24 protein-coding genes are annotated in these 25,162 nt (G+C 57.5%); 13 read left to right on the top strand and 11 right to left on the bottom strand.

The genetic code is table 11. The features are described 5' to 3' along the window. Positions 1–60: 60 nt before the first annotated feature. The gene (gene rraA, locus H1S06_RS05475; protein ID WP_181738035.1) at positions 61–552 is read left to right on the top strand and encodes a ribonuclease E activity regulator RraA; all 492 of its coding nucleotides are present in this window, start codon (positions 61–63) and stop codon (positions 550–552) included. Positions 553–777: 225 nt separating this feature from the next. Here the strand turns inward: rraA and H1S06_RS05470 are convergent, their stop codons facing one another. Then, positions 778–2,004 (bottom strand): EAL and HDOD domain-containing protein, encoded by a 1,227-nt coding sequence (locus H1S06_RS05470; RefSeq protein ID WP_181738033.1) that lies wholly within the window; start codon positions 2,002–2,004, stop codon positions 778–780. Between the two features lie 122 nt (positions 2,005–2,126). Here H1S06_RS05470 and ylqF point away from each other — a divergent pair, with 122 nt between their 5' ends. The 4 genes from ylqF to H1S06_RS15780 all read left to right on the top strand — a co-directional run bounded on the left by ylqF (position 2,127) and on the right by H1S06_RS15780 (position 4,776). After that, positions 2,127–3,041 carry a ribosome biogenesis GTPase YlqF gene (ylqF, locus tag H1S06_RS05465; protein ID WP_181738032.1) on the top strand — a complete coding sequence of 305 codons (915 nt, stop codon included), beginning with the start codon at positions 2,127–2,129 and terminating at the stop codon, positions 3,039–3,041. After that, entirely contained in the window at positions 3,041–3,340 is a 300-nt protein-coding gene (locus H1S06_RS05460) for a hypothetical protein (protein ID WP_181738030.1), read from the top strand. Before ylqF ends, H1S06_RS05460 begins: the two co-directional genes overlap by 1 nt. Positions 3,341–3,373: 33 nt before the next feature. Further along, a complete protein-coding gene (locus H1S06_RS05455; protein ID WP_181738028.1) occupies positions 3,374–4,549 on the top strand; it encodes a BaiN/RdsA family NAD(P)/FAD-dependent oxidoreductase in 1,176 nt (391 codons plus the stop codon). Positions 4,550–4,632: 83 nt separating this feature from the next. After that, entirely contained in the window at positions 4,633–4,776 is a 144-nt protein-coding gene (locus H1S06_RS15780; RefSeq protein ID WP_181738026.1) for a DUF2164 family protein, read from the top strand. Here the strand turns inward: H1S06_RS15780 and ccoG are convergent. Beyond that, positions 4,753–6,129 carry a cytochrome c oxidase accessory protein CcoG gene (gene ccoG / locus H1S06_RS05445; protein ID WP_181738024.1) on the bottom strand — a complete coding sequence of 459 codons (1,377 nt, stop codon included), beginning with the start codon at positions 6,127–6,129 and terminating at the stop codon, positions 4,753–4,755. The two genes, H1S06_RS15780 and ccoG, sit on opposite strands and share 24 nt — an antisense overlap. Positions 6,130–6,230: 101 nt before the next feature. On the opposite strand from ccoG, the gene H1S06_RS05440 reads away from it, so the two are divergent. The 3 genes from H1S06_RS05440 to catB all read left to right on the top strand — a co-directional run bounded on the left by H1S06_RS05440 (position 6,231) and on the right by catB (position 8,582). Further along, positions 6,231–7,634, top strand: a complete 1,404-nt coding sequence (locus H1S06_RS05440) for an aminotransferase-like domain-containing protein (protein ID WP_181738022.1) — start codon at positions 6,231–6,233, stop codon at positions 7,632–7,634. Positions 7,635–7,710: 76 nt separating this feature from the next. Then, positions 7,711–7,935 carry a DUF3955 domain-containing protein gene (locus tag H1S06_RS05435; RefSeq protein ID WP_181738020.1) on the top strand — a complete coding sequence of 75 codons (225 nt, stop codon included), beginning with the start codon at positions 7,711–7,713 and terminating at the stop codon, positions 7,933–7,935. Then, positions 7,932–8,582 carry a type B chloramphenicol O-acetyltransferase gene (gene catB / locus H1S06_RS05430; protein WP_181738018.1) on the top strand — a complete coding sequence of 217 codons (651 nt, stop codon included), beginning with the start codon at positions 7,932–7,934 and terminating at the stop codon, positions 8,580–8,582. Before H1S06_RS05435 ends, catB begins: the two co-directional genes overlap by 4 nt. Before the next feature lie 33 nt (positions 8,583–8,615). Here catB and H1S06_RS05425 read toward each other — a convergent pair whose 3' ends face one another. From H1S06_RS05425 to selD, 8 genes are all read right to left on the bottom strand, one after another. Next, entirely contained in the window at positions 8,616–9,812 is a 1,197-nt protein-coding gene (locus H1S06_RS05425) for a VWA domain-containing protein (protein WP_220183772.1), read from the bottom strand. Then, positions 9,809–12,100 carry a DUF5682 family protein gene (locus H1S06_RS05420; protein WP_181738016.1) on the bottom strand — a complete coding sequence of 764 codons (2,292 nt, stop codon included), beginning with the start codon at positions 12,098–12,100 and terminating at the stop codon, positions 9,809–9,811. Before H1S06_RS05420 ends, H1S06_RS05425 begins: the two co-directional genes overlap by 4 nt. Positions 12,101–12,112: 12 nt before the next feature. Then, a complete protein-coding gene (locus tag H1S06_RS05415) occupies positions 12,113–13,192 on the bottom strand; it encodes an ATP-binding protein (protein ID WP_181738014.1) in 1,080 nt (359 codons plus the stop codon). Continuing rightward, positions 13,189–14,841, bottom strand: a complete 1,653-nt coding sequence (locus H1S06_RS05410) for a hypothetical protein (protein ID WP_181738012.1) — start codon at positions 14,839–14,841, stop codon at positions 13,189–13,191. Before H1S06_RS05410 ends, H1S06_RS05415 begins: the two co-directional genes overlap by 4 nt. A 2-nt stretch (positions 14,842–14,843) precedes the next feature. After that, the gene (locus H1S06_RS05405; RefSeq protein ID WP_181738010.1) at positions 14,844–16,187 is read right to left on the bottom strand and encodes an SWIM zinc finger family protein; all 1,344 of its coding nucleotides are present in this window, start codon (positions 16,185–16,187) and stop codon (positions 14,844–14,846) included. A gap of 92 nt (positions 16,188–16,279) precedes the next feature. Continuing rightward, on the bottom strand, positions 16,280–17,575 hold the full coding sequence (locus H1S06_RS05400) for a hypothetical protein (protein WP_181738009.1): 1,296 nt from the start codon (positions 17,573–17,575) through the stop codon (positions 16,280–16,282). Between the two features lie 56 nt (positions 17,576–17,631). Further along, positions 17,632–18,717 carry a tRNA 2-selenouridine(34) synthase MnmH gene (gene mnmH / locus H1S06_RS05395; RefSeq protein WP_181738007.1) on the bottom strand — a complete coding sequence of 362 codons (1,086 nt, stop codon included), beginning with the start codon at positions 18,715–18,717 and terminating at the stop codon, positions 17,632–17,634. Beyond that, complete coding sequence (gene selD, locus H1S06_RS05390) at positions 18,717–19,751, bottom strand: selenide, water dikinase SelD (protein ID WP_181738005.1); 1,035 nt, start codon at positions 19,749–19,751, stop codon at positions 18,717–18,719. Before selD ends, mnmH begins: the two co-directional genes overlap by 1 nt. 283 nt (positions 19,752–20,034) lie before the next feature. Here selD and H1S06_RS05385 point away from each other — a divergent pair, with 283 nt between their 5' ends. Both H1S06_RS05385 and H1S06_RS05380 read left to right on the top strand, forming a co-directional pair. Then, on the top strand, positions 20,035–20,454 hold the full coding sequence (locus H1S06_RS05385; RefSeq protein WP_181738003.1) for a PACE efflux transporter: 420 nt from the start codon (positions 20,035–20,037) through the stop codon (positions 20,452–20,454). A gap of 38 nt (positions 20,455–20,492) precedes the next feature. Further along, the gene (locus H1S06_RS05380) at positions 20,493–21,083 is read left to right on the top strand and encodes a TetR/AcrR family transcriptional regulator (protein ID WP_220183771.1); all 591 of its coding nucleotides are present in this window, start codon (positions 20,493–20,495) and stop codon (positions 21,081–21,083) included. 50 nt (positions 21,084–21,133) lie between these two features. On the opposite strand, the gene H1S06_RS05375 is transcribed toward H1S06_RS05380, so the two are convergent. Then, positions 21,134–21,547, bottom strand: coding sequence for a YgaP family membrane protein (locus H1S06_RS05375; RefSeq protein WP_181737999.1), 414 nt, complete (start codon positions 21,545–21,547; stop codon positions 21,134–21,136). Positions 21,548–21,718: 171 nt separating this feature from the next. Here H1S06_RS05375 and hypF point away from each other — a divergent pair, with 171 nt between their 5' ends. The 3 genes from hypF to hypB are packed head-to-tail and all read left to right on the top strand — an operon-like array spanning position 21,719 to position 25,153. After that, complete coding sequence (hypF, locus tag H1S06_RS05370; protein ID WP_181737997.1) at positions 21,719–24,070, top strand: carbamoyltransferase HypF; 2,352 nt, start codon at positions 21,719–21,721, stop codon at positions 24,068–24,070. Positions 24,071–24,074: 4 nt separating this feature from the next. Then, the gene (gene hypA, locus H1S06_RS05365) at positions 24,075–24,416 is read left to right on the top strand and encodes a hydrogenase maturation nickel metallochaperone HypA (RefSeq protein ID WP_181737995.1); all 342 of its coding nucleotides are present in this window, start codon (positions 24,075–24,077) and stop codon (positions 24,414–24,416) included. Then, a complete protein-coding gene (gene hypB, locus H1S06_RS05360; RefSeq protein ID WP_181737994.1) occupies positions 24,416–25,153 on the top strand; it encodes a hydrogenase nickel incorporation protein HypB in 738 nt (245 codons plus the stop codon). Before hypA ends, hypB begins: the two co-directional genes overlap by 1 nt. The last annotated feature ends 9 nt before the right edge of the window (positions 25,154–25,162 follow it).

Genomic DNA, 25,162 nt, shown 5'->3' with positions numbered 1-25,162 from the left:
AAATGCAGCAGGGATCGGCGATTATGGCCCTCATTATCAAACAGTATGAAGGAGCACCTGATGGAAGACCTGTTGCCTGATCTCTGCGATCATTTTGAAGAACTGGTTCGGGTTGTTGAACCCATGTTTGGCAACTATGGTGCACGTGAAACCTTCGGTGGTGAAATCGTGACCATCAAGGCATTTGAAGACAATTCACTGGTACGAGAGCAGGTGGCCCAGCCCGGCAAGGGCAAGGTGCTGGTCGTAGACGGTGGTGGCTCCATGCGTCGCGCCATGCTGGGTGACATGCTGGCCGAGAAGGCTCAGGATAATGGCTGGGAAGGCATCATCATCTATGGTTGTGTGCGCGACGTGAATGCGATTGCCGAACTGGAACTCGGCGTACAAGCATTGGGTAGCCATCCCATGAAAACTGAAAAGCTGGGAGTGGGTCAGCTGAATGTGCCGGTAACATTTGGTGGCGTGACATTCCACCCGGGTGAATTTGTGTATGCCGACAACAATGGTGTACTGGTTGCGCCGCAACAGCTGGAGCTGCCTGAGAGCTGATGCCGGGCGGCTGAAGCGGGTGCCCGATGATAGCCGTGAGTGCTATGACAGCGAGATTATTTTGAAAATAATGGCCTTTTAAGGCGCAATATTTTCAGTGCTGTCTATACTGGTAGCCAACAGTGCGCGGGAAGCGCACTGGCCTGCCCGGGCAGGAGCATATGGATATACGCTGCACGCATTCGGCTTTCCCCTTCACCGAATGCGTGCTTTTATTCCCGCAAATCAGTCGTACATGGCCTGCATGGATTCCTTGGTCCATTTCAAACTGTGGCGGTAGGCTGCTTCGTACAGCGAAACATCGAAGTTGCTGGGCAGCAGGTCCCAGTCGCCTGATTCATACGCCATTACCTGATTCAATACAGTCCCCATATCACCTTCACCCTTGCTCAGAGCCAGTTGGGTATCAGCACCCAGGGGCAACTGCTCCAACAGGGTTGGCTGATCAATATCAAGCATGGCGTGGAGGCCCGACATCATACCGACCATGAAAAAACCGGATGGGTTGGTGAGGTTAAGGCTTCGGGCAATGATCTCGCACATGTGGCCTCGGGTCAGCAGCAAGCGTGTCAGCTCTTCCGGCTTGTCCTTGTTGGCAGACATGGAGATCAGGGTAGCCCACTTGCGTACCTGCTCCATGCCCAGCAGTACCACTGCCTCGGCGACGGACTCGACCTGACGTACCAGTGAGTACGTTGCCGAGTTGACGATGCGCAGCAATTTATAGGTCAAAATGGGGTCGCGGATGATCATGTCCTCCAGTGCTTCCGGCGTGGTGGAGGGCTTCTGCAGCTCCTGAATCAATTGCATCAGTGCAACCTGGTTGGCACTGATTTTACGTCCCTTGACGACTTTGGGCTTGCTCAGGAAACTGCCCTGGAACAGCTTGTATCCGTTTTGGATACACTCTTCCAAGGCTTCAAAGCTGGAGATGTTAGCGGCCAGTACAGTTGATTTGAAGGGCTCCAGCTGTTCGATTTGTGCTTGAATCCCCTGGGAGTCCAGGTTGTTGACGTCGATGCGTACGATTTTGGCCAGCTTTAACGCCGTACTGTAGGCCGGGTCGTATTTGAAATCATGTAACGCAAAACGATAGCCTGCCTTGACCATGGCATGCATGGCGCGTAACAGCTCCATATTGTCCGGTTCGGTCAGGCGAACACAGATCACGACCTGCTTGGCCGGTAGTGCGGGCATATTGCCCTCGATCAGCATTTTCTGGCTGACACGGATGAAAGCCGGTACGCGCTTGATTTCACCCTGATCAGACAGGCTGGTATAGGCGTGTAACAGCAATTCAGAACCGGACTCGGCCTCGGGATCGATCTCCAGCATGGCATTCAAGTGGTCTGTATCGTTGGCAACCAGTTCGTAAGCGATTACGCGCTGTTGATGGTCAAAAATGGGCTGCCGTGCCAGCAAGGTCTGGCCCCTTTCCGTTGTACTTGCCATGGATCTCTCCAAGTAGAGCTGAGTGGAAGGGCGATTTTATCACCACTCGAGCTTTTCGGTATGGTTACGTCCCGCACGCAGGTATAATAGCGGGCCTTCCGAACATAAGTAGTGGATAAAGCATGACCCGTATCAACTGGTTCCCCGGCCATATGCATAAGGCGCGCAAGGAAATTGCGCAGGTGATGGATGAAATCGATGTAGTCATCGAAGTTCTGGATGCTCGCCTGCCGATGTCCAGTGAGAACCCGTTGGTGGATATGCTGCGTAAAGGCAAGCCTGTCTTGAAACTGTTGAACAAGCAGGACCTGGCAGACCCGAAGCGCACGCGCGAATGGCTGGACTACTTCAATGCCAAAGACGATATCACGGCGATCGCATTGGATATCCAGCAGAAAGCCGTCATCAAACGCATTCCCGAGATGTGCAAGCAGATGGTGCCGGCTCGAACGCGTCAGGACCGGCCCGTCCGAGCGATGATCATGGGGATTCCCAACGTGGGGAAATCGACCCTGATCAATGCACTGCTGGGGAGAAAGATCGCCAAGGTAGGCAATGAACCGGCCGTCACCAAGGCACAGAAAAAGTACAGTGTGCATAACGGCATGGCGTTGTCCGATACGCCGGGCATTCTGTGGCCCAAGATCGAAGATGAAGATTCCGGTTACCGTCTTGCAGCCAGTGGGGCCATCAAGGATACCGCGATCGAACATGAAATGGTGGCAGCCTACACCGCCGGCTTTCTGCTGCGGGATTACCCCGAGCGGTTGCAGGAGCGCTATAAGTTGAAAGACTTGCCAGCCGGACGTGAGGCGCTGCTTGATGAGCTGGGCCGCCGGCGTGGTTGCTTGCGCCCGGGAGGTGTGGTCGATCGCCACAAAGCATCGGAAATACTGCTGACCGAGATGCGGGCCGGGAAATTGGGTCAAATCACCTTCGAGACTGTCGAAGAGTGGGAGCGTAAACGTATTGAAGCCGAACAGGCTGCAGCTGAAGCGGCCGCCCAGGCCGCTGCCGAAGCTGAGGAGAAAAAGTAATGAGTCGTAACAAAAAAACACGTAAAGCCGGTGCCTTTATGACGGTGCTGGAGCGCAAGCCCAAAAAACAGGAGCGTTTGGCGGATCCGACCAGTAAGGAAAGTCGTCGCAAAAAGGCGTTGGACGAGCGCAAAAAGCACACTTCGATTGCGGAACGAAAGCGTGATGCCACCATGTCGGCTCAGGAGCGAGACACTCGGGCCGGTCGCAAGGGAACCCGGCATGGTGGTCCCCTGGCTGACAAGATCCGTAAGCTGAATGCCGACAAGCGCGAGCAGGAACAGACCGCTGACGAGTAACGCCCATACCGGGTGGCCCCGGTGGAGTGATATGTGAACTACGATGTTGTAATCATTGGCGGTGGTGCTTCTGGCCTGATGTGTGCCGCAACTGCTGCCTATCGGGGCCGCAAGGTCTTGCTGCTGGAACATACCCGTAAAATCGGGCGCAAGATTCTGATGTCCGGAGGTGGGCGCTGCAATTTTACCCATCTGCACAATACTCCCGGTCATTTTCTTTCCGGGAATCCGCATTTTTGTAAGTCGGCACTGAGTCGTTTTGGTGCCGCGGACTTTGTTGAGCTGGTGGACCGTCATGGCATCGAGTACCACGAGAAAACGCCGGGGCAGTTGTTCTGTAACGAATCCAGTAAAGAGATCCTGCAACTGCTGCTGACCGAGTGCGAGTGGGCGGGGGTTGAAATCATGACTGAAACCACTGTGTTCGAAGTGGAACAGTCTGGTCAGGGGTATCACCTCAAGACCTCCAGGGGGCAGTATCAGGCCGAATCACTGGTGGTGGCGACTGGGGGCTTGTCCATTCCCAACGGTGGTGCCACCGGTTTTGCCTATACAGTCGCCGAGCAGTTCGGACTGGCCGTGACATCGCGTCAGGCGGCTCTGGTGCCGTTTACTCTGCAACCGGATCTGCTTGAACATCTGAAGCCCCTGTCCGGTGTGTCCCAGCCTGTTACGGTAGCGTGTAATGGCCAGCGCTTCACCGAGAACCTTCTGCTGACGCATCGAGGTATGAGTGGTCCTGCGATCTTGCAGATATCGTCTTATTGGCGTGCCGGGGATTCGATTGAGATTGATTTGTTACCACAGTTGGCATTGGAAGAGTGGCTTAAGGAGCAGCGGCAACAGCGTCCCAAAGCGGAACTTCGGACATTGATGGCACAGCACATGACTCGGCGCCTGGCACAGACCTTGTGTGACCTTTGGCATTTTGATGGTGAGATTGGCCAGTGCAGCAATGCTCGCTTGCAAGAGATTGCGCGACAGTTCAAGCACTGGCAGGTGAAGCCTTCAGGGACAGAAGGTTATCGGACGGCCGAGGTGACGCTGGGCGGTATTGAAACCGACGAAATTTCACAGAAAACGTTCGAGGCCAACAAGGCTCCGGGGCTGTTTTTTATTGGCGAGTGTCTGGATGTCACCGGTCACTTGGGCGGACATAATTTTCAGTGGGCCTGGGCATCCGGGTTTTGTGCCGGGCAGTTTGTCTGATATGCCAGGCTCTCTTGGTACAGTTACCGATCGAAGCAGTATGTGATGAGGTGCGGGCAAAAGAGCCCGCAGCTTCGGACTTTATGAACGATATTAAAATACCTCAAGAAAATGTTGACCTGTTGGTCAGCAAGATCAAGCGTTATTTTGCAGAGGAACTGGATCAGGAGATAGGCGGCCTGACGACCGCCCGTCCAGAGGTATCAGTCTCTTGGTACCGGCTTTGACGGTCGTGCGAGGAAGGTTGTTTGCTTGCTGGCAGCAACCTCACGGCCGTTGAAGTTGAAGGTCAGTTCGGAGCGGGGGCTGTCTATACCTGATGCACAGACACGATAAGGCAGCCATGTAGAGCCGGTCTCCTGCATATCGAGCTGTGCCGGGCCGAACAGTTCGTAGGGGCGGTCGCCCGCAATCGATACGTTGATCAACTGTTCATTGTCGGCGAAACTTTCGACCTTGACGCCATAGGTATTACAGAAAGTGTCCTCATCCAGCTGAATGAACAGGGCGTTGCGATCACGGCGTATCTCAACCAACAGGCTGGTTGTAGACGTAAAGCCATAGAGAACTGCAACAGTAGTACAGACAATGGCTGTGCCATAGCCGAGCAGACGGGGACGCAGGAAGCGGGATGCCTTGTGCGTCAATTCCATTTCTGACGCGAAGCGGATTAGGCCGCGTGGTTTGTTCAGTTTGTGCATCACTTCATCACAGGCATCGATACAGGCACCGCAGTCGATACAAGCGGCCTGGAGGCCGTTGCGGATGTCGATTCCGGTAGGGCAAACCTGTACGCAAAGGCCACAATCCACACAGTCGCCACTGCTGCCGTCCTGAGCACGTTTGTGTGCCCTTGGTTCGCCACGGTTGGTATCGTAGCTGACGGTACGGGTATCGGAATCGAACATCACGCCCTGAAAACGTGAGTAGGGGCAGGCATGCAGGCAGATCTTCTCGCGCACCAGACCGGCATTGGCATAGGTCAGTCCGGCCATGATCAGCAACCAGCCTCCGATGGCTGGTGATAGCTGCAGTGTCAGTACGCCATCCATAATGTCACGTACGGGAATAAAGTAGCCGGTAAAGGTGATAGCAGTGGCCAGCGATAGTAGACACCACAGCAGGTGTTTGGCACTACGGCGCAGGAACAAAGCGCCTGTCAGCCCCTTTTTATCCTGTTTTGCACGTTGGTTGGCACGGCCTTCGGTCATGTCTTCAATACGGATGAATAGCCAGGTCCAGATACTTTGTGGACAGGCAAAGCCACACCAGACGCGTCCCCAGGCAACGGCCATAAAAAACAGCAGGCAGGCACCGGCAATCATCAGGCCGGCGAGCAGGGGCAGGTCATGCCAGGATAAGGACGTGCCAAACAACAGAATGCGACGTTGTTCAAACGAAAACAGCAACCAGGGCATGCCATCGACCTGTACCCAGACCAGACCGAAAAATAGTGCGATCAGTGGCCAGGTTGTCAGGCGGCGCAGGTTCTGAAAGCGGCCTTCGACCAGACGTACATGGAACTTTCCGTCTTTCACGAAAGCAGGAGTATGTTGTTGGACAACGGGTATCTTTTCCATCATTACTATCCGCAAATCAGTTTCAGCGGCAGGTTACGCTTGTAATCTGAATAGATGCAGGTATAAAAAACATAAATTCGATAGGAACAGATGGGGCAGTTGTGGGATATCGTTACCAGCAGCTGGAAAGCTGGTTGTTACAGGGGATACGAGAGCACCGTTGGCAAGCGGGTGAGCGGTTGCCTTCGATTCGAGAGTTGTGTCGTCAAAAGGCGTTATCGAAGGCGACCGTGATGCATGCCCTGCAGCGACTGGAGGCAATGGGAGTGGTGGAGGCCCGGCCCAAGTCCGGCTATTTCGTGACCAGTTTGCCAGTGCCGATCAAGGCGCCGGTGGTGCAGGCGCGCATCGCGGCACCTCGTCCGGTAACGGTCAGTGACCTGTTGCAGGATATCATGCGCCGCAGTGCCGCGTTTGACCTGCTGCCAATGCCGCAGGCCGGTGAGCTGCCCGCATCCTTGGTTACCTTGAATCGCAGTATCGGGCGGGCGCTGCGTCGCCAGAAGGGCAATGACTACCAATATTATGATGAGCCTGCAGGCGAACCGGCCTTGCGGGAGCAAATTGCACAGCATGCCTTGCGCCGTGGTTGGCCGGTCACGCCCGATCAGCTGTGCATTACATCAGGCTGTCAGCATGCCCTGTTCTTGGCTCTGATGGCCTGTTGTGAACGGGGTGATGTGGTTGCAGTAGAATCGCCGGGGTTTTACGGCGTGCTGCAGCTGCTGGAACAGCTTGGTTTACAGGGCGTTGAAGTTCCGGCGAGTTGCGAGCAAGGCATGAATATGGATGCACTGGAGGATGTGTTGCAGCGTTGGCCCGTCAGAGCTTGTATTGTCTCGCCGGCCTTTTCGACTCCCGGCGGAGCCTTGATGCCCGAGGCGTCAAGGCGACGTCTGCTGGCGCTGGCAAGTCGCCATGACCTGGCGGTTATTGAAGATGATATTTATGCCGATACCGCGTTCTCCGACATGCCCGACCCGTTGAAAGCGCTGGATGGGGAGGACCGGGTCATCCTGTGTAGTTCCTTTTCCAAGGCACTTTCGCGTGACTTGCGGCTTGGTTGGATTGCCGGCGCACGCTGGCATGCACGTATTCTGCATCTCAAGCTGGTTACCCAGCTGGCCAGTAGCCGCTACCTGCAGCAGGGCGTTGCTGATTACATGGCCGACGGCAGTTATGCCACCCATCTTCGGCGTCAGCGTTTACAGTTACGTGATCAGCGTGACCGGTTGCTGCGGGAGCTGAATAGCTGGTCTGTTGATCTGCGGGTCAGTCGGCCGGAAGGCGGTCTGGCCGTGTGGCTTGAGCTGCCTGAACAGGTTGATACGCTGTCGCTTTATCATCATGCGCTGGAACAGGGAGTGGTGGTAACACCGGGGCCTCTGTTCTCGATCACCGGGCAATATCGAAACTGCCTGCGCATGAGTTTTGCCCATCCCTGGAGGTCCGAACGGCTGGGAGCACTGGCTCGCCTGAGAGCGTTGACAGGATGCGGCGATTAATGTTGCTGTTCAGGCAACAGGAACCAATACAAGGTCATTCGATCCAACATCGTTCGATGTTTGGTGGGGGATATTGATGTTGAAAAAATTCTGGGCGCTGATTCCCATTGGCTGCTTGTGTCTGTTTTTGTCTTTTGCCTGCCTGATGGCCTTTCGCATGATCGGTTCGGAAGTGGGGGCGGATGGTGTGCTGCGTGAACCCTTTGCATTGTTGCCCTTGTCCTGGCTCCTGGCGGCGTTTGGTTGTGCCCTGCTGATTGGCGGCTTGTTGAAACGCTATATCAGGCGCAAGGCAATATGACCGACGACACTCAAGTCAACCATTTTGACAGTCCCTTTGTGGGGCTGCCCATCCGGGATCAGGTTACCAACCCCAACATTGTTGCCGGTGAACACAGTTACTATTCCGGCTACTACCATGGCCACAGTTTTGATGACTGTGCTCGTTACCTGATGCCCGACCGGGATGATGTGGACAAGCTGATCATCGGTCGTTACTGCTCCATCGGCAGTGGTGCCGTGTTCATGATGGCGGGCAACCAGGGGCACCGCATGGACTGGGGCAGTACCTTTCCGTTCTTTTACCAGAGTCATCCGTTGCTCGAGGGTGCGCGGGATGGCTTTGTCCGGGCCGGTGATACCCGTATCGGCCATGATGTCTGGATCGGCAGTGAGGCGATGATCATGCCCGGCGTGCAGGTCGGCGATGGCGCGGTGATTGCCAGTCGTGCGGTCGTGACTCGAGATGTGCCGCCCTATGCCATCGTCGGCGCCAATCCGGCCAAACTGATTCGTTACCGCTTTGATGACGTGCTGGTCGGCAAGTTGCTGGAAATGCAGTGGTGGCATTGGCCGGATACATGGGTCAAAGAGGCTGTGCCGCTGCTGTGTTCCGGCGATATCGAGGGGCTTTATGCCTATTGGCTGGGCGTGAAGCAGCAGGGATAGGACATGCGTAGCCCGGAAGGACTCCGCATGGGCTCAGTCTTCGCCTACCATGACCGGCAGGTTGTTGCTGGAGGCGAACTGGTGCAGATCGCGGCGTTCCAGGGCGGCGGCCATCAGTTGCGGGAACAGATCCGGTGTGCAGGCGAAGGCCGGAGAGCCCAATGCCGTAAACTGACCGGCAATATGACGGTTGGATATGGGCGCTCCTTCGTCGGACAGGGCCAGCAGAGTGACCAGGTTGGTGCCGCCTTCGATGATGCGCTGGGCCGTCTGCAGCAGAGCCTGCTTATCACCGTTTTCGTAGAGATCGCTGATCAGGATCAGCTGGGTTTCCGACGGGTTGGTGATCAGGCTTTCGCAGTAGGTCAGTGCCTTGGCGATATCGGTACCGCCGCCGAGCTGGATGCCAAACAGCATCTCGATCGGGTCCTGCAACTCTTCGGTCAGATCGACCACTTCAGTATCGAACACGACCAGCTGGGTGCGCAGTGACGGCATGGAGCTGATCACAGCCGCGAAAATGGAGCTGTAGATGACGCTGTCCGCCATGGAGCCGGACTGGTCGACACACAGAATCACCTGCTTGGCCCGGCGCTGACGGCGGCCGTAGCTGACCAGTCGCTCGGGAAAAATGACCTGTTCTTCGGGCTGCCAGTGCTTCAGGTTCTTGCGAATGGTGGCGTTCCAGTTGACCTCGGACGGACGCGGGCGGTTGCTGCGGGTCGCACGGTTGAGCGCACCACGGATGCTTTGCTCGGCCGCCGGGCGATAATGCTGCATCAGTTGTTCAACCAGCTGCTTGACCAGCCTGCGGGCATTTTCCCTGGCATCCTCCGGGATGTAGTCCTTCATCATCAGCAGGCTGGCCACCAGGTTGACGTCCGGCTTGACTGAGTCCAGAAAGGCGGGGTCCTGCAGCAGCGACGACATGTCCAGCCGTTGCAGGGCATCGTTCTGGATGATGCTGGCGGCACTTTCCGGAAACAGGGTGCGAATGTCCTTGAACCAGAGCGCGGCCTTTGGCATGCGGCGCCCGTAGTGATGACCATAACGTGCGCCTTGCGCCGGGCTTTCGCCCTGAACATAAAGCTGTTCCAGCAGCTGGTCCAGTTTCTGGTCATGTTCGGACAGGGGGGCGTCCAGCCCGGATTCGTCCCCGAGTACCAGACGCCAGCGGCGCTGGCGTTCGTCCTGATTCAGTTTCAGCTGATTAGGGGCCTTGATCGTCATGACAGGGTCTCCGTGGCCGGCAGGCTGAGGCCGAGCAGGCGGCCCAGTTGCTGGCGTGTCTGTTGGGCCAGCCGGGCATCATGGGTATGGGGCGTATCGACACGGCGGTGATTGCCATGACGTACATTACGCCCGGTCAGCTGCAGGTCCTGGGCACTGAAAGCCGAGAAGGCACGGCGCAGGACCGGCAGTACCTGCAACAGCTGGTCTTCGCTCAAGTGGCACAGCCAATGGTCCAGCAGCTGGAATACCGAGGTGCCGTAGATCAGGCCGGCGGCACTGCCCGCGAGGATGCCTTCTACCCAGTAGGCTGCGGCCATGGGGTCTTCGGGATCAGACAGGCGCAGCCCCAGTTCATGTTCCAGTGTCTCCGCTTCGGTCAGGCCGCTATCCAGCAACATGCGGCCAATCCGCCCCTGGATCAGCGGGTGGATCTGGCGGTTGGCCCAAAGTCCCTGCAGGCTGGCGTGCCAGCGTTCGATCAGGTCATCGCGGCTGAGCATATTGATGGCGCTGTGCGCCGCATCGATGGCGGTCAGCAACGCCCGTGCCGCGTCATCATCGATCGCGGTGCAGGCCTGTGGCAGGCCGTTACTGACCCGGATACTGATGACATCCGTCAGTGGCAGCAGTTCATCGGCCTGGAGCGCGCGGACCGAACCATAGCGAATGATCTGGGCAATTTGCAGTAATGACTGCATCAGCTCACCCAGATCGGCGGAGACGGCGATCACATCCCCCAACCGCTGGATGGCCGGGACCATCAGCTCCGGTAGATGGCAGCGCAGTAAAGCATCCACGGCTTCCAGCAGAACCGGGGCCGACGTGGCCATATCCAGCCGTTCCTTGAGCCTGGCGCCAGCGGCGGCTTCCAGTGTGTTGCCATACAGGCTGGCATCCAGCATGGCGATGGCAAATTCGGGTTGCCAGTGCAGGTCCCAGGTTTCCCGTGAAGTGCCCGTACCGATGGCGTCACCGCCCTCGGCCCAGGGGATGGCGAGCAGGTTGAGGCGGTTGAATAGCTGCGATCTCAACAACGCATTGGGCTGACGCAGATCCAGCTGGACCTGCTGCGGCTCGTTGATGCGCTTCAGGCGCAAGCGCTTCAGTGTGGCATTGAAATCCTGTTCCAGTGGCAGAATCGGGCTGTCTGCCGGGATCGATCCTATACGCGCACCCACCAGCAGCGACGGGCCGATCAGTTCGATGGGCCCGCGACGACCTTCGGTCATCACCGATTGTGCCGCTTCCATCAGTTCGGCCAGGCCCGGCATATGCTGATCGCGCAGTTGGGCCAGGCCTAGTGCCAGGCGCACGGCGTCGATCACCTGTGCGCTGGATGTGGCAAAGCCCTGTTCGCGCAGGCAGGCGGCGACCCTGACCAGCCAGGCAATGGCCAGCTGCTCTGGCGATGCATCCTTGTGTTGGTACTGGTACAGGTGTTCATACCAGCCGGGTGCGGCGATGCCCGCGTTATAACCGGAATGCGTGCTTAACCGCCGGTAGGTGTAGGGGATCCAGGCCTGATCGACCTTGCGCTTGCGCAGCCCCTTGAGCAGGGCGTTATCATCCTTGACCTTTACTTTTGCGGCCAGGGCCGGCAGGTGCCAGGCACCGCAGATGACGACGATGTTGTTGAACTGCTTGCGTGCGGCACGCAGCTCCCGCCGCATCCAGGCTTCTCGCAGTGCCTCGCGCGCATCGGTCGTGAGCAACGGGTCCGGTCGGGCGCTGGACACCAGCTCGAAGATGGCCTCGAAGCTGTCGAGGTCACCGCGATGATGCTCCACGTTCTGGTCCCACCAGACCTCGGCGTCGGCGATTCCGCACCGATGCAGAAACGTGTGCAGGGAGTCGGGCTCGGGCAGCTGTGCCGATGTATCTGGCTCGGCTTCAGGCTCAGTGTTGTCCGCTTCGGTATCGGTCTCGGATAGGGGTTCGTTATCGTCCTGCTCATCCAGGCTGAAGGTGATCGAGGCCGGCAGGTCGATCATCTGCAACGGAATGGAGCGCAGACCCGCGTAGCGCATGGCCTGCCACTCGGGGGTGAATTCGGCCCAGGGGTAGATCATACTGCAGCGTGGCTGGTTCGGATCATAGAGCAACTGCGCCACGGGGGGCTGCATGTCCGCCTTGAGCATGTCCTGCCAGCTGTCTTCCAGCTCCTTGGCACCTTCCAGCAGGATGACATCCGGCTGCAGGGCATCCAGTGCCCGCTGCAGGGCCGCCGCACAGCCGGGGCCATGGTGGCGCACGCCCAGCAGGTGTACCTGATCGTCCAGTTTCATCGGTGCTCCCGGTTACAGAATCTGGCGCAGGGCTTCATCCAGGTCGCGGTCGGCGGCCCGGTTCTTGAGGATGCGGTCGGCATAATTGCGGAACACCAGGCGATCTTCCGCCTCACGCACCACAACCCCTTCCAGACCGCTGGCGATATGATCGGCCTGAATGGCATCGTCGCCGCCGAAATAGGCCGACATGCTGATCGCCTGACTGATGACGGAGATCGCTTCCGCCGGGCTCAGCGTGGCGCTGGGCTTTTCGATCGTTTCGCTGCCGGACTGGCCTTCACGCAGTTCGCGGAAAATGCGCACCACCCGCTGGATTTCCTCCGGCAGGTTGACCGGCAATGGCAGATCTTCAGCCTTGCACAGCTTGCCGACCTGGTGTTCGACAATTTTGATTTCGGTCTGCTCGTCATCCGGCAGTTCCAGACGTACGGTGTTGAAACGGCGTGACAGGGCCTTGGACAGATCGTTGACGCCCTTGTCCTTGTCGTTGGCGGTGGCGATGATACTGAAGCCGCGACTGGCCATGACCGAGGTGTTCAACTCGGGGATCGGCATCATTTTTTCCGACAGAATGGTAATCAGGGCATCCTGTACGTCCGACGGAATACGGGTCAATTCTTCCACACGTGCCAGCTTGCCTTCTTCCATGGCACGGAATATCGGGGTTTTAACCAGAGCGCCGGTGTCGGTGCCCTTGCTGAGGCGATAGGCGTAATCCCACTCGTACAGCACCTTTTCCTCACTGATGCCCGCCGTACCCTGCACGATCAGCTGGCTGTTGCCGCAAATGGCAGCGGCCAGCAGCTCCGACAGAGTGGACTTGCCGGTACCGGGCGGGCCGTACAGGAGCAGGGCGCGGTCGGTGGTCAGGGTGGCAACGGCCACCTGAACCGACCGGTCGGCGCCGAAGTACTTGGCACTGATCGGGGTATCACCCGCCACGCCGCCGGTAATGAACAGGACGACGGCTTGCGGAGACAGTTGCCAGGCGTAGGGGCGAGCATGTCCGTTTTCGGCATCCCAGGCTTTCAGAATTTCGATTTCGTCCTGAAAGCGGTCTTCGGCCAGTGGCTTGATCAGTTCATTCACGGGTGTTCTCCTTGCGATGTGCTGGCCTGTCGGTGCTTCAGGGATTGTCTGAAGGCAATGGCCGTTCCAATACGTTGACAGTGTTCGCGATACAGAATTTGCTGGTCTTCGGTCAGCTTGCTCCAGTGTTCCGGCGGCTGGTTCAGCTGCTCGGCTGTAAGGTTGAGCAATAGACTGGCGCAGATCCCCGGATACTCGTGGTCGAGGAGTAAGGGCTGCAATTCTTTCCAGCAGCGCTGGCTGGCCTCGGACGTAAGTTCAACATCCGCCAGCAACAGGGCCAGACAGATGCGTTCAAGGCGCAGTAACTGCCAAAAGTTGTGGCGGTCGAGGCAGCCCAGCAGGGCGGAAGCCGCATGTGGTTGGTTGAGGACGTGATCCGCCGCGAGGCGTGCCAGAAAGTGTTCCAGGTGAAAGCGCTTGGGCTGATTGGCCGCGCGGTACAGCATGGGCAGAAGGTGCAGCTGGCGGTGCCAGAACAGACTGTCCTGCATGAATGGCAGCAGCTCTTTGCAGTAACGGCTATCCAGTAACTGTTGGCAGGCATTTTCAACGCTGGTGTCGAGCAGTTGTGCCCAGATCGAGGGGCCTCCCAGGCGTATCAGTTGCCCCAGGCGGGCCGCAGGTTTGCTGATATCGATGTCAGCATGGTTTCTGACATCGGCGACCCCCAGAGCGATCAGCTCGGGAGACAATGCTTCCGGGGCCTGCAGGTCGAAAGTGCCCTGTTTGGAAACTGCGATGCAGGCGCTCAATGCCTGTTTCAGCGCCAAGCAGTACTCGCCATGGGGGGCTCCTCTCTGCGCTAGAGTGGACTTGAGCAGGCTGAGCAACTGGCGTACTGAAGTGGCGCGCTCATTGGGCAGCGCGTGCAGCCAGTCGAAACTCTCCCGTCCTTCGGGAGACAGTAGCCAGTCGCTGATGCCGGCCAGCAGGTGGACCAGCATCGTGCGCCCTTCCGCGCGGGCACTGTGCCAGGCTGAGCGCACGAAGCGGGCCACGTCCGCCGCAGGCTTGCGGGCCAGCATACGTGTCAGCCAGCCTCGCAGGTTGGGTCGGCAGTCGTTGAAGGTCTGGATCAGTGAGTCTTGTGTTTCATCGCTCAGGGCTCGGTCCGGTGTGCTCAGCAGCTGTTGGGCCGGTTCGATCCAGTCGGTGGCAGCGGTAGACAGCAGCGCACTCCAGTCGGGCAGCAGTGACAGCATCCAGCGTAAACGCGCACTGGCGCCCAACCCGCACAGATCCTGCAGTCCGCGCTCACTGCCAGCAAAAACGGCAATGGCAAAGGTGTCGGGTAGCGCGTGACCGGTATTGAGCATACAGCTCAGCAAGGCCTGGGTGTCGGTGTAATGTTGCCCGTTGTTTAATCGGGTAAAAACCGTCAGGCAGGTCGGGTCGGTGGTATTCAGGAGTGTCTTTGGCTCTGCCGGCAGAGGTTCCATGTTTTCAGCCGACGCGGGCAGACGCGCAACGGAATGCTCGAGCTGTTGCAGGGTCAGCCATTGCAGAAAGCGGTCGGCATCGGAGCGAAAATTATCGCGGGCAAAGGTGTTGCTCAGATCGGCAGGGATCAGTGCGTCCAGGTCCGCGGACTGGCTCAGTCCGGTGACGGCCGTGCTGACCAGTCCTTCCTGAAGAGTATCGGACATGCTCAGTCTCCTGTTTCAGCGGTGGCCAGGTTGTGCCAGCTGGAGCCAAACAGCCCGCTCAGCGGCAGCAGCGAGCGTCCATCACGGGTCGACATGAAAAGCGTGCAGGGTTCAGGTCCGGCCAGACGCATCAGCTCCAGTTGCGCTTCGAAGGCAGCGTCCAGCGCCATGATATTGTCGTGATGGTCGGCCAGTGCCAGCTCGCCGGCAAGGGCGACCAGGCGCACGCCGGACACCATGAGTGGCCACTGTTCGGCAAACGGGTTGTGTGCCCGTTGCGTCTGCACGGACTGCATGGCGGTCAGCAGATTGTCGCTGGCGGCTTGGGTAAACATATCGGGCGAAGCCAGGGTCGGCTCCGTCAGCAGGTTGGTGGCTTCCAGTTCGGCGCGCAGCGGGGACCAGGCCGAATCAAACCGGAGTTGTCCACTGAGGCGGCGGCCGGGACGATAGCCGCCGGGCAGTGAAGCACCGGCGGCAACGCTGGCAAAGTGCAGCAGGCAGGCGAAGCGTTGTTGTGCCGGATCAAGTAACCAGACACGCTGTGAATGCAGTCCCGCTTCAAGGCGGCGCTCGTTGCTGAGTACCACCCAGTCCAGACATGCATCCGGTTGTGGCTGTTGGCTGCGTGGCCAGCCGATCAGTTGGCGCAGATGAGCCTGTTCGGCATCGGTTAACGATTGGCGGTTTTGCCAGGCGGCGCACAACAGGTTGAGCTGAGCGATCTCGGCGAGTGCCTGTTCAGTGGTATCGGCACCCTGAGCAACCTCCTGTCTCAGTTTCTCAATCCTGTTGGCCAGGCCACCGGCTTGTGCATCGATCAGGCGGCGACGCATGTTGTCCCATACATCGTGAGTGCGTTTGCCGGACTCGGCCAGGCCGACAGCCAGAATGTCTTCCAGGAAAAAGCGCAATTCGTTGATACCCTGATCGACATTGGCCTCCCGTTTGGCGGCGCGCTTGGCTTGAGCCTCCGGGTCCTTGACCTCGCCACTTGCACGGCTCTGTTTGGCTTTTGCGGCACTGTCGCGTTTGCTCAGCCACTCCGAGAGCGGCTCAGGGCGCTGCTCCGATGTCACGACCGAAGGGTCGTCCGCGATCAGCAGCATCAGGCCCATGATATGCTTGCAGGGCAGCTTTTTGACCGGGCAGCTGCAGCGAAAGGCGGGGCCACTCAGGTCAACGAGAGAAAAGTAATCACTGGAGCCCAGTGCCGTACCCCAAATGGCGCGATCATCGGCACCAATGTCTTTGTAGGCAGAAGGTTTTGCGATCTTGCGGCCGCGGCTGAGGGTACCGCTGTCAGGCGCGAAGCTTTCTGCCTGATCCCTGGTCAGCTTGCTCATCTATATCCCTATTCTACGGCTGTATTACTACACACTGAGTGTGCGTAAGTGTCAGGGAAAGCGTCTGCTGAGGCAAGTGCCTGGTGCCTGTTTTACAAATCGTTGGCACCCAGGTCCGGTTTGAGCCCGTTCAGGCAGCGCAAGCCGCCCGGGTCATACAACGGGCCTTTCAGGCAGACCTGACCATTGGATTCCAATTCCAATTCGGTAGAGCGATTTGGATAATAAGGGTTGATAACCTGAAGGGCTCCTGCGTCTTTTGATTGACCATCAGTTTCAGCCCAGGCATTGAATAACTCGATTTTGACCTCAATATCTTGCAGCCTGCCGGCATATTGCCGCATATCGGGTATGGCGATCTGATTCAGGATGGTACCAATAGGGTTGGTCACCCAGTGGGGCTCAGGGAATGGGTTCGGTGTGTGCTCCAGGTAGGCGACAAAATCGGCAGGGCTTTGCTGCGCGCTGGCAATAATATCCTGATAAACGGGCCAGATAGCGTTGATGCTGATGCCAGGCTTGTACAGCAGAGATACTGACCAGTGCGGCAGGCCATGAGTGCTGTCCAGCAGATAGGGGTTAGCATCCATCTGCCGGAATACATGAGCGATACCGGCGAATTCGCGAGCCATGGCATTTTCCAGGCTTTTTTCTGCGCTGTTCAGTGGTGCCAGTGCCGTCCGGGGCAGTTCAAAACGTTGGCTGAGTGCATGCAGTAGATCGATCTGATCAGACACCAGAGAGGTCGCGACCATTTTGCCAATCAGATGGCTGTCCTGTGTCAGCAGGCGGCGGGTCTGGTTGATATCATTCAAAAGTTGGCTGCGGGCGGTTTCAATTTCGCCGGTTTTGGCCAGTCGAATGCTGTCCAACAACGACAGGCGTGCACTGCGCTGCAGGTGCCGGTAGGGCGGCAGGGGTTCGGACAGTTGTGGCAGGCTCAAAACGGCAAAATCGTCCAGAGTAATAAAGGTACGCCAGCGCTTCAACAGTATTCGATGCTCGGATAAAGCGTTTTCCAGAGCGGTGATATCGGCGAATAATGTATCCGGACAGTTATAGGTGTTGAAACGGCAGAACAAGGGGCCTTCGGGTTCGGGCAGGCTAGTATCCGGTGTGAGGATGACGTCCTCTGCTTCCGGAGGGGTGTTGGCTTGCTGTTCCTGTATTCGTAGTTGCTTGATCAACGCCTGCCCTGCGCTGCTCGGGGTCTGGTCGGCAGGGCTGGCCAGCCCCAGTAGATAGGCATAGGCATGGCTATCGGTCGGGGGATCGGTCAGTGCTATCAGGGCTGATACTTCGGGTCGTAGCGCCTCGTCTCGTAAAAAGAGACCTAGAGTGATGCCGACCGTGATCAGCAGTACCAAAATGGACAGGAATACACGCATTGCTGCTTCTCCTTCCCTGGAGTTGATGACGTATGGACAGGAATAAATCCGTGGCGTCAGGATGACAGGTAGGCCAGTACCTGTTCCCGGTTGCCGCGGAACACCACTCGTTCGGCCTGACGTTCGCTCTGAAACCGGTACATGGGGTCATAATATTCGGTTAGCAGGGCTGCAATCCAGTCGCGATGCAGAGCAACATCACCGGTCTCGCGCTGGTGAGATAATGCCGCATCCATCTGCGATGCCAGGCGTTGATAGCGCTCGCTGCCGAGGCGTTTGGTGATGTTTTTCAGACTTTGCTGCAGGCGTTGTGCGTAGGCGGAAAACCCGTCCGCCTCTCCCTGTAGAGTCACGAATTCGAGGGTCAAATCGATTACGTATTCCTGCAGAATGCGTTCAATGCGATTTTCCAGCCGGTCTTCCAACCAGACAAGGGGTGACGCACTAAACCGTCGGTGCAATTCCAGTGGCACATGACAGCTGCCGATGGCGCGGTTTTCATCTTCAATAACAAAGTGCTCAACACCTGCGTCGCGTTTGCGCAGGATGTCGACTGCCAGCGCACTCTCGAAGTCGATCTGGGCGGGCTGCGGCAAGGCGTGGCGACCAAAGCTGGAACCACGATGATTGGCGCGGCCTTCCAGATCCAGCGCGTGATTCAGCTGGTGCAGCAGCAGGGTTTTGCCGCAGCCGGTAAGACCGCCCAATTGCACGAAGTGGCACTCGCGAGCGGCATCGTCCAGTGTCCCGATCAGGAAGTTGCGCAGTGCCTTGTATCCCCCTGTGATCATCGGGTAATCGACCCCGGCTTCCCGCAGCCATTGCTGCGTGATACGTGATCGAAGGCCGCCACGAAAACAGTACAGATAACCTTCCGGATGTGCCTGTACAAAGTCTACCCAAGCTTGCACTCGTCGTGTTTTGATTTCACCATCTACCAATCGATGGCCCAGTTTGATTGCGGCTTCCTGACCATGCTGTTTGTAGCAGGTACCTACCTTATGGCGTTCGGCATCGGTCATCAGTGGCAGGTTATGGCTGGCAGGGAAGGCGCCCTTGGCAAATTCCACCGGAGCGCGGGTATCAATAAGGGGAGCGCCGCTGAGAAAGATTTGGCGGTAGTCTGCGGATTGCCGGTTCATTACATAACCTCAACAGCGTGCTTGCCTGCAGTGACCAGCTCGCCAATGGGTTGCAGTGACAGACCCAGTTTTTCAGCCGTTGCCATAAACGATGCAATGGCTTCCGGTTGTACAGCAACCAGCAGACCGCCACTGGTCTGGGGATCGCACAGCAACTGTTGCTGGTCTGTGCTCAGTGAGCTGACACGATGGCCATAACTGTCGAAATTGCGTCCTGTCCCGCCGGGTACACACCCCTGGCTCAGATAATGTTCGATACCCTGGATACGGGGCACGGTGTCCGGATTCAGGCGAGCAGTCAGGCCACTGCCGTCGGCCATTTCGACCAAGTGGCCCAGCAAGCCGAAACCGGTGACGTCAGTCATGGCACAGACACCTTCCAGTGTCGCGAAATGCTGCCCCGCGGTGTTCAGGGTACACATGAGATCACGTGCTACACCGGCATCACCCGGGCGCAATTTGCCCTGTTTCTCTGCAGTGGTGAGGATGCCGATTCCCAGGGGTTTGGTTAGAAACAGCTGACTGCCGAGTGTGGCGCAGTCGTTGCGTTTCAGTTGCTGTTTGTCGACACGCCCTGTAACCGCCAGACCGAAAATAGGCTCGGGGGCATCAATCGAGTGTCCGCCGGCCAGTGGCATGCCGGCCTGTGTACAGACCGAACGTGCACCGCGAATCACGTCGCCGGCGACTTCAGCCGGGATCAGGCTGATCGGCCAGCCCAAAATGGCAATTGCCATCATGGGGGTACCGCCCATGGCATAAATGTCGCTGATGGCGTTGGTGGCTGCGATACGGCCAAAGTCAAAGGGGTCATCCACGATCGGCATGAAAAAGTCGGTGGTTGAAACAATGCCGGTGTGCTCATCGAAGGCGTACACGGCGGCATCATCACGTGATGCATTGCCAACCCACAGGCGGGGGTCCAGCGCCTGAACGCCGCTGCCGGACAAAATGGTGTCCAGAACCGCAGGTGAAATCTTGCAGCCACAACCGGCACCGTGACTGTACTGAGTGAGGCGAATAGGAGTGTTCATGGTCGACCTGTCGCGAAGAAAGGATGGTAAACCCGGTATCTTACACCCAAAGACGATGCTTGACTTGTAAGTTACCATTGGTAAATTACGTTTGGTAACTTATTGCCATGAACATGAGGATGCAGGATGTTTTCGGGTATGGCCCAGACGATGCGTCAGGTACTGGCGGCCAGATATCGAGTGCCGGGCCTGTACGAGCTGCGTGCCGGCACATGCACGCACTGTCCACCGCGATGATGAAAGGACGCGTCATTGTTTTTTCTTTTCAAGAGTGGAGTGCAGTATGCAAGGTATCAAGCGCAAGATTACATATGTGTTTTTCTATGAACTCATAACCCTGGTTCTGATCAGTACGGCGTTCTTTCTTTTTTCTGAAAAAGATGCGGCGCACTCGAGTACATTGGGTGTGATGACTGTTGTCCTGGCCATCGTGTGGAACCTGCTTTACAACACCGTTTTTGAATGGTGGGAGTCGAAACAGGTCACTCGAGGCCGTGGGTTACAGCGTCGGATTGCCCATGCCGTGGGGTTCGAAATCGGGTTTGTAGCCATCACTCTGCCACTGTTCGCCTGGTGGCTGGAGCTGACATTGCTGGATGCATTCTTTCTGGATGCCGGGCTGACCCTGTTTTTCATGTGTTTCACGTTCGCCTACAATTGGAGCTTTGATCGCATGTTTGGCTTGCCTCTGGCGGCTCAGTAGGCACGATTGATACAACTGAAAGAGGCGACGGGATGACCATGACGCAGATACGCATGTCCAAAGATGAACGGCGCGAGCAGCTGTTGCAGTTGGCGGCTGACATTGTGCGTGCCGAAGGTACCGATCGCCTCACTTTGCAAACCCTTGCCGATCGTGCAGGAGTGAGCAAGCCCATCACTTATAACCACTTTGGTGACCGCAAGGGGCTGTTGCAGCAGTTGTATCAGGACTATGACGAACGGTTGCTGCTTAGCATGCGCGCGATCGACAGGGCCAGGCTGGATTCGCTTGATGTGTGCGCGAAGACGTTCTCTCAGGCCTACTTTGATTGCACCGTACGTAACGGGGAAGTGTATGATGCAGTCGTGGCCGCGTTGAGCTGCTACGTGGATTTTACCGACCTTAGAACACGCATCGGGCTGTCATTTGTCGCGTTTTATCGTGAATTCTTCGGTGCGCTGGTCGCGCTTGACGGCCCTGCCCATACAGCGCGTCTGATGGCGATTTATGGCGCCAGTGATGAACTGGCTCGGGCTTTGACGGCGGGTGTGTTGAACCGTACAGAGGCAACAGTAGCCCTGACGGATATGATCATCTTGGCTCTGGAAAGGAAGAATCAGCCATCCTGAGCAGAGTCCGACCCGTCTGCATAGAGCAAAAGGGCCGGGTACCTTGAGTATCAGGCCGAGCGAGCCGGTTTGAAGCCCAGCAATCGGGCAACCAGCATCGCGGGGCACCAGCCGGTAAAGGCAGACTGGAGCAGGCTGATGCCAATAATCAGGGTCAGGATCAGCAGCGTCTGTGGCATAACTGCGAATATCACAGGCAAGACTGTCGCCAGGATCAGGAGACCGGCGATGATGTGAACACCCTGGTTGACGGTCATTCCCTGGCTGTCACAGGTTTCTTCTTTAAGACCCAGCTTGCGGAACAGCGTAATGGCCGGGCACCAGCGGGTAAATGCCGACTGCAGCAGGTTGAGACCGACAAATGCGGTCAACCAAAGCCATAGCGGACTATGGTAATAGCTCAATACGAGACTGAGTGTAACGGCAGATCCGGCCATCAGGCGCAGGGCAGCATTTAGCGTCATAGCAGCGACTCCTTCATTAGTCTTTTCTTAATTATATATATTAGATAAGTCTCAAGTACAGGCTTTCTGATGCCTTTTTATCGGTGGCTAATGATTCTGGACTTGGCGGGCGAGCATGAGGGAAGGTGCTACAGTGTAGTCAGGGCAGCAGACAGGCAGGTCATGGCCAGTATGGCAGGGCAGATAGAAGAGACAGGCTTTCGCCTGCATATTGGCGGGCGCGTCCAGGGGATTGGTTTCAGGCCTTATGTCTGGCGTTTGGCCAGAAGTTTGGATCTGCGGGGCATGGTGCGCAATATTCCAACGGGGGTCGAGGTGGAGCTGCGGTGTTCTGCTCTCGAGCTGGCCCTGTTCAGGAAAAGGCTCTTGCGGGAACTGCCACCACAGGCTGTCGTTGAGACCCTGACGGTCACGCCATTCATGCCGGCCGATGAACCCGGACCACAGAGCATGTTCTGTATTCGGCCCTCAGGTTCCGGTGAAGGTGTAACCGTGGTACTGCCGGACCTTGCAACATGTGCCGACTGTCGTGCTGAATTGTTTAATCCTCTGAGTCGTTATTACCGCTATCCTTTTATCAGCTGTACGCACTGTGGTCCCCGCTTCAGCATCATGGCCGAGACACCCTATGATCGTGCCGGTACCAGTATGGCGGCATTCGGCATGTGTGAGGTCTGTCGTCGTGAGTACCTTGATCCCGAGGATCGCCGTTTTCATGCGCAGGGCCAGGCATGTGCAGCCTGTGGGCCATCCTTGTGGCTGGAAACGCCTGATGGCAGTTCTTTGCAGGTCAACGATCCTTTCGAACAGATGGGAGAGCAGTTGCGGGCAGGGCGGATACTGGCGCTTAAAGGGTTGGGCGGATTTCATCTGTGTTGCAATGCGCTTGATGAGGCAGCCGTCCAGCGGCTACGCCGTTGCAAGGGCCGGCCGGACAAGGCGCTGGCGGTGATGTTTACCGACCTTGAACAGCTGCGGGCATACGTCAGTATTAGCCCTGAAGAAAGGAATTGGCTGACCTCGCCGCAGGCCCCTATTTTGCTACTGCGGCCGCATCGAAACGGAAGGCGACTGGCCCCAGGCATTGCGCCTGACTCTCCTTGGCTGGGATGCATGCTGCCATACACACCGATACATCATCTGTTGATGTCAGTTATGACGGGACCGCTGGTGATGACAAGCGGCAACCGATCGGGCCAGCCTCAGGTGTTTGACAACCAGGAAGCCCGTGAGCAACTGGCGGATATGGCCGATCTGCTGGTGATGCATGACCGTGACATTCTGCAGCCGATTGATGACTCGGTTGCCAGAGTTCAGCAGGGATCCGGTTATCGTGAAGTTGTGCGACCAGGACGAGGACTGGCTCCGTTGGCATTGCCGCTGCCGCCGGGTTTTGACCCCGCCGCTCAGGGGCTGGCACTGGGTGGGGATTTGAAGAATACCTTTTGCCTGGTTCAGGCGGGACGTGCCGTGATCAGTCAGTATCAGGGCGACCAGCAACAGCTTGCGATTCAGCATGCTACTGCGGCAATGCGGCAGCATTATCGGCAGCTGTATCGAACCGAGCCGGTCTGGCAGGCGTGTGATCGACACCCGGATTACCGGCTGACCCGCGACGTGACGGAAGACAGGACGGTGCCCGCTGCACTGGTACAGCACCATCATGCACATTTGGCATCCTGCCTGGGCGAGAACGGTGTCCTGCTGGACGGGGAGGCGGTGCTGGGGGTGTGTCTTGACGGTACAGGCTTCGGTGACCCGGATGGGTTGTGGGGAGGGGAGTTTCTGTATGGAAACTATGCCGATGTCGTCCGGGTGGGGAGCCTGAGAGCCTGTGCGCTTCCAGGCGGAGATACCGCGACCCGTGAACCTTGGCGCTTGCTGGTTGCTCAGTTGCTGCAGGCCGGGATTGATCCTGAGAACGTCCTGGATATCTGGCCGATGCTGGTGAGCAAGCCTCTGGCGGTTGTCCGATCCATGATTGAACACAGGATCAACACGCCGATGTCCAGTTCAGCAGGGCGTTTGTTTGATGCGGTGGGTGCCGCTCTTGGCTGCTATGCTGACAGTATCTCCTATGAGGGGCAGGCGGCCATTGCATTGGAGGCATTGGCACAGCAGTGTGCCGTTCCTGCGGGGATTGGGGGCTATGCGATGGATGTGACGAAACGGGATGGGCGTTGGCAACTGGACCCCGGTCGGATCTGGCTGCAGTTGCTGGATGACCTGAGGCAGCGGCGGCCGCCGGAAGAGGTTGCTCAGGCCTTTCACCTTGGGCTTGCTCAAGGTGTTGTCGAGCTTGTGACCAGAATCCAGCATGACTATCCGTTCGAGACACTGGCCTTAAGTGGGGGCGTTATGCAGAACGCCCGCCTGGTTGGTTTGCTGGAAGCGCACTGTACCGGAGCAGGACTGAAGGTCTTGAGACACCGACATCTGCCCTGTAATGATTCGGGTCTTGCTCTGGGGCAGGCTCTGGTGACGATGGCGCGCTTAAGCCGGGCACGAGGAAGGCAGGAGTGACCCAATGCATGAGCTGTCCTTATGTCAGGCCTTGCTGCAATTGTTACGCCGGCAGGCCGCAGAGCAGCGCTTCAATCGTATTAAGCAGGTGTGGCTGGAAATCGGTGCGCTGGCTGCCGTAGACCCCGATGCCATGTCGTTTGCCTTCATGGCCGCCAGTCAGGGGACGTTGGCAGACGGCGCTGTTCTTCACCTGCTGTACTGCCCGGGGAGAGGGCGTTGCCGACTTTGTCATGCAGAGGTCGAGATGACGCAGTGGTATCAGTCCTGCCCTCGATGTGGCGCGTTTCAGTTACAGGCGCTGTCCGGTGAAGGGGTGACAATCAGAGAGCTGGAGGTGGAGTGATGTGTGGTATTTGTGGCTGTGGTGAGGCACACGGACAGCACCGGCACAAAGAACGTGGTCAGGCGGGGCCTGAGCGTAGACATCTGCAGGTGGAACTGGATCTGTTTGCCCAGAACAATCGCTATGCCAGGGAGAACCGAGAGCGGTTTGAACGGGGTGACCTGCTGGTGCTGAATCTGATGTCGAGCCCGGGCGCGGGCAAAACGGAGTTGCTGGTTGCCACGTTGAAGCATCAGCTGGGTCGGTATCCGATCGGTGTGATTGAAGGCGATCAGCAGACCCAGCATGATGTGGAACGTGTCCGTACAACAGGGGTCGATGCGGTGCAGATCAATACCGGCAAATTGTGTCATCTGGATGCACATATGATCGGACACGCGTTGGAACAGTTGCCGAATCTGAAGGGGGGCATACTGTATATCGAAAACGTGGGCAATCTGGTGTGCCCGGCCGCTTTTGATTTGGGGGAAGATGCCAAGGTCGTGATTCTGTCTGTGGCGGAAGGTGCTGACAAGCCGCTCAAGTATCCTGATATGTTCCATTGTGCTCAGCTGATGGTCATCAACAAGATCGATTTATTGCCGTATGTGGACTTCGATGTGGCGACCTGTATCGAATACGCCCGTCGGATTAATCCTGATATACAGGTGGTGCAGCTGTCCGCACGTACAGGCGAAGGGATGGGCGAGTGGTTCGAGTGGCTGGCAGAGCAGCGTTCATCGCGACCGTTGGACTGACAAGCGGCG

This window comes from Marinobacterium marinum (assembly GCF_013868415.1).
Lineage (GTDB): Bacteria > Pseudomonadota > Gammaproteobacteria > Pseudomonadales > Balneatricaceae > Marinobacterium > Marinobacterium marinum.
The sequence above is the reverse complement of the archived record's forward strand: the minus strand, read 5'-3'. Positions and strand labels throughout refer to the sequence as shown.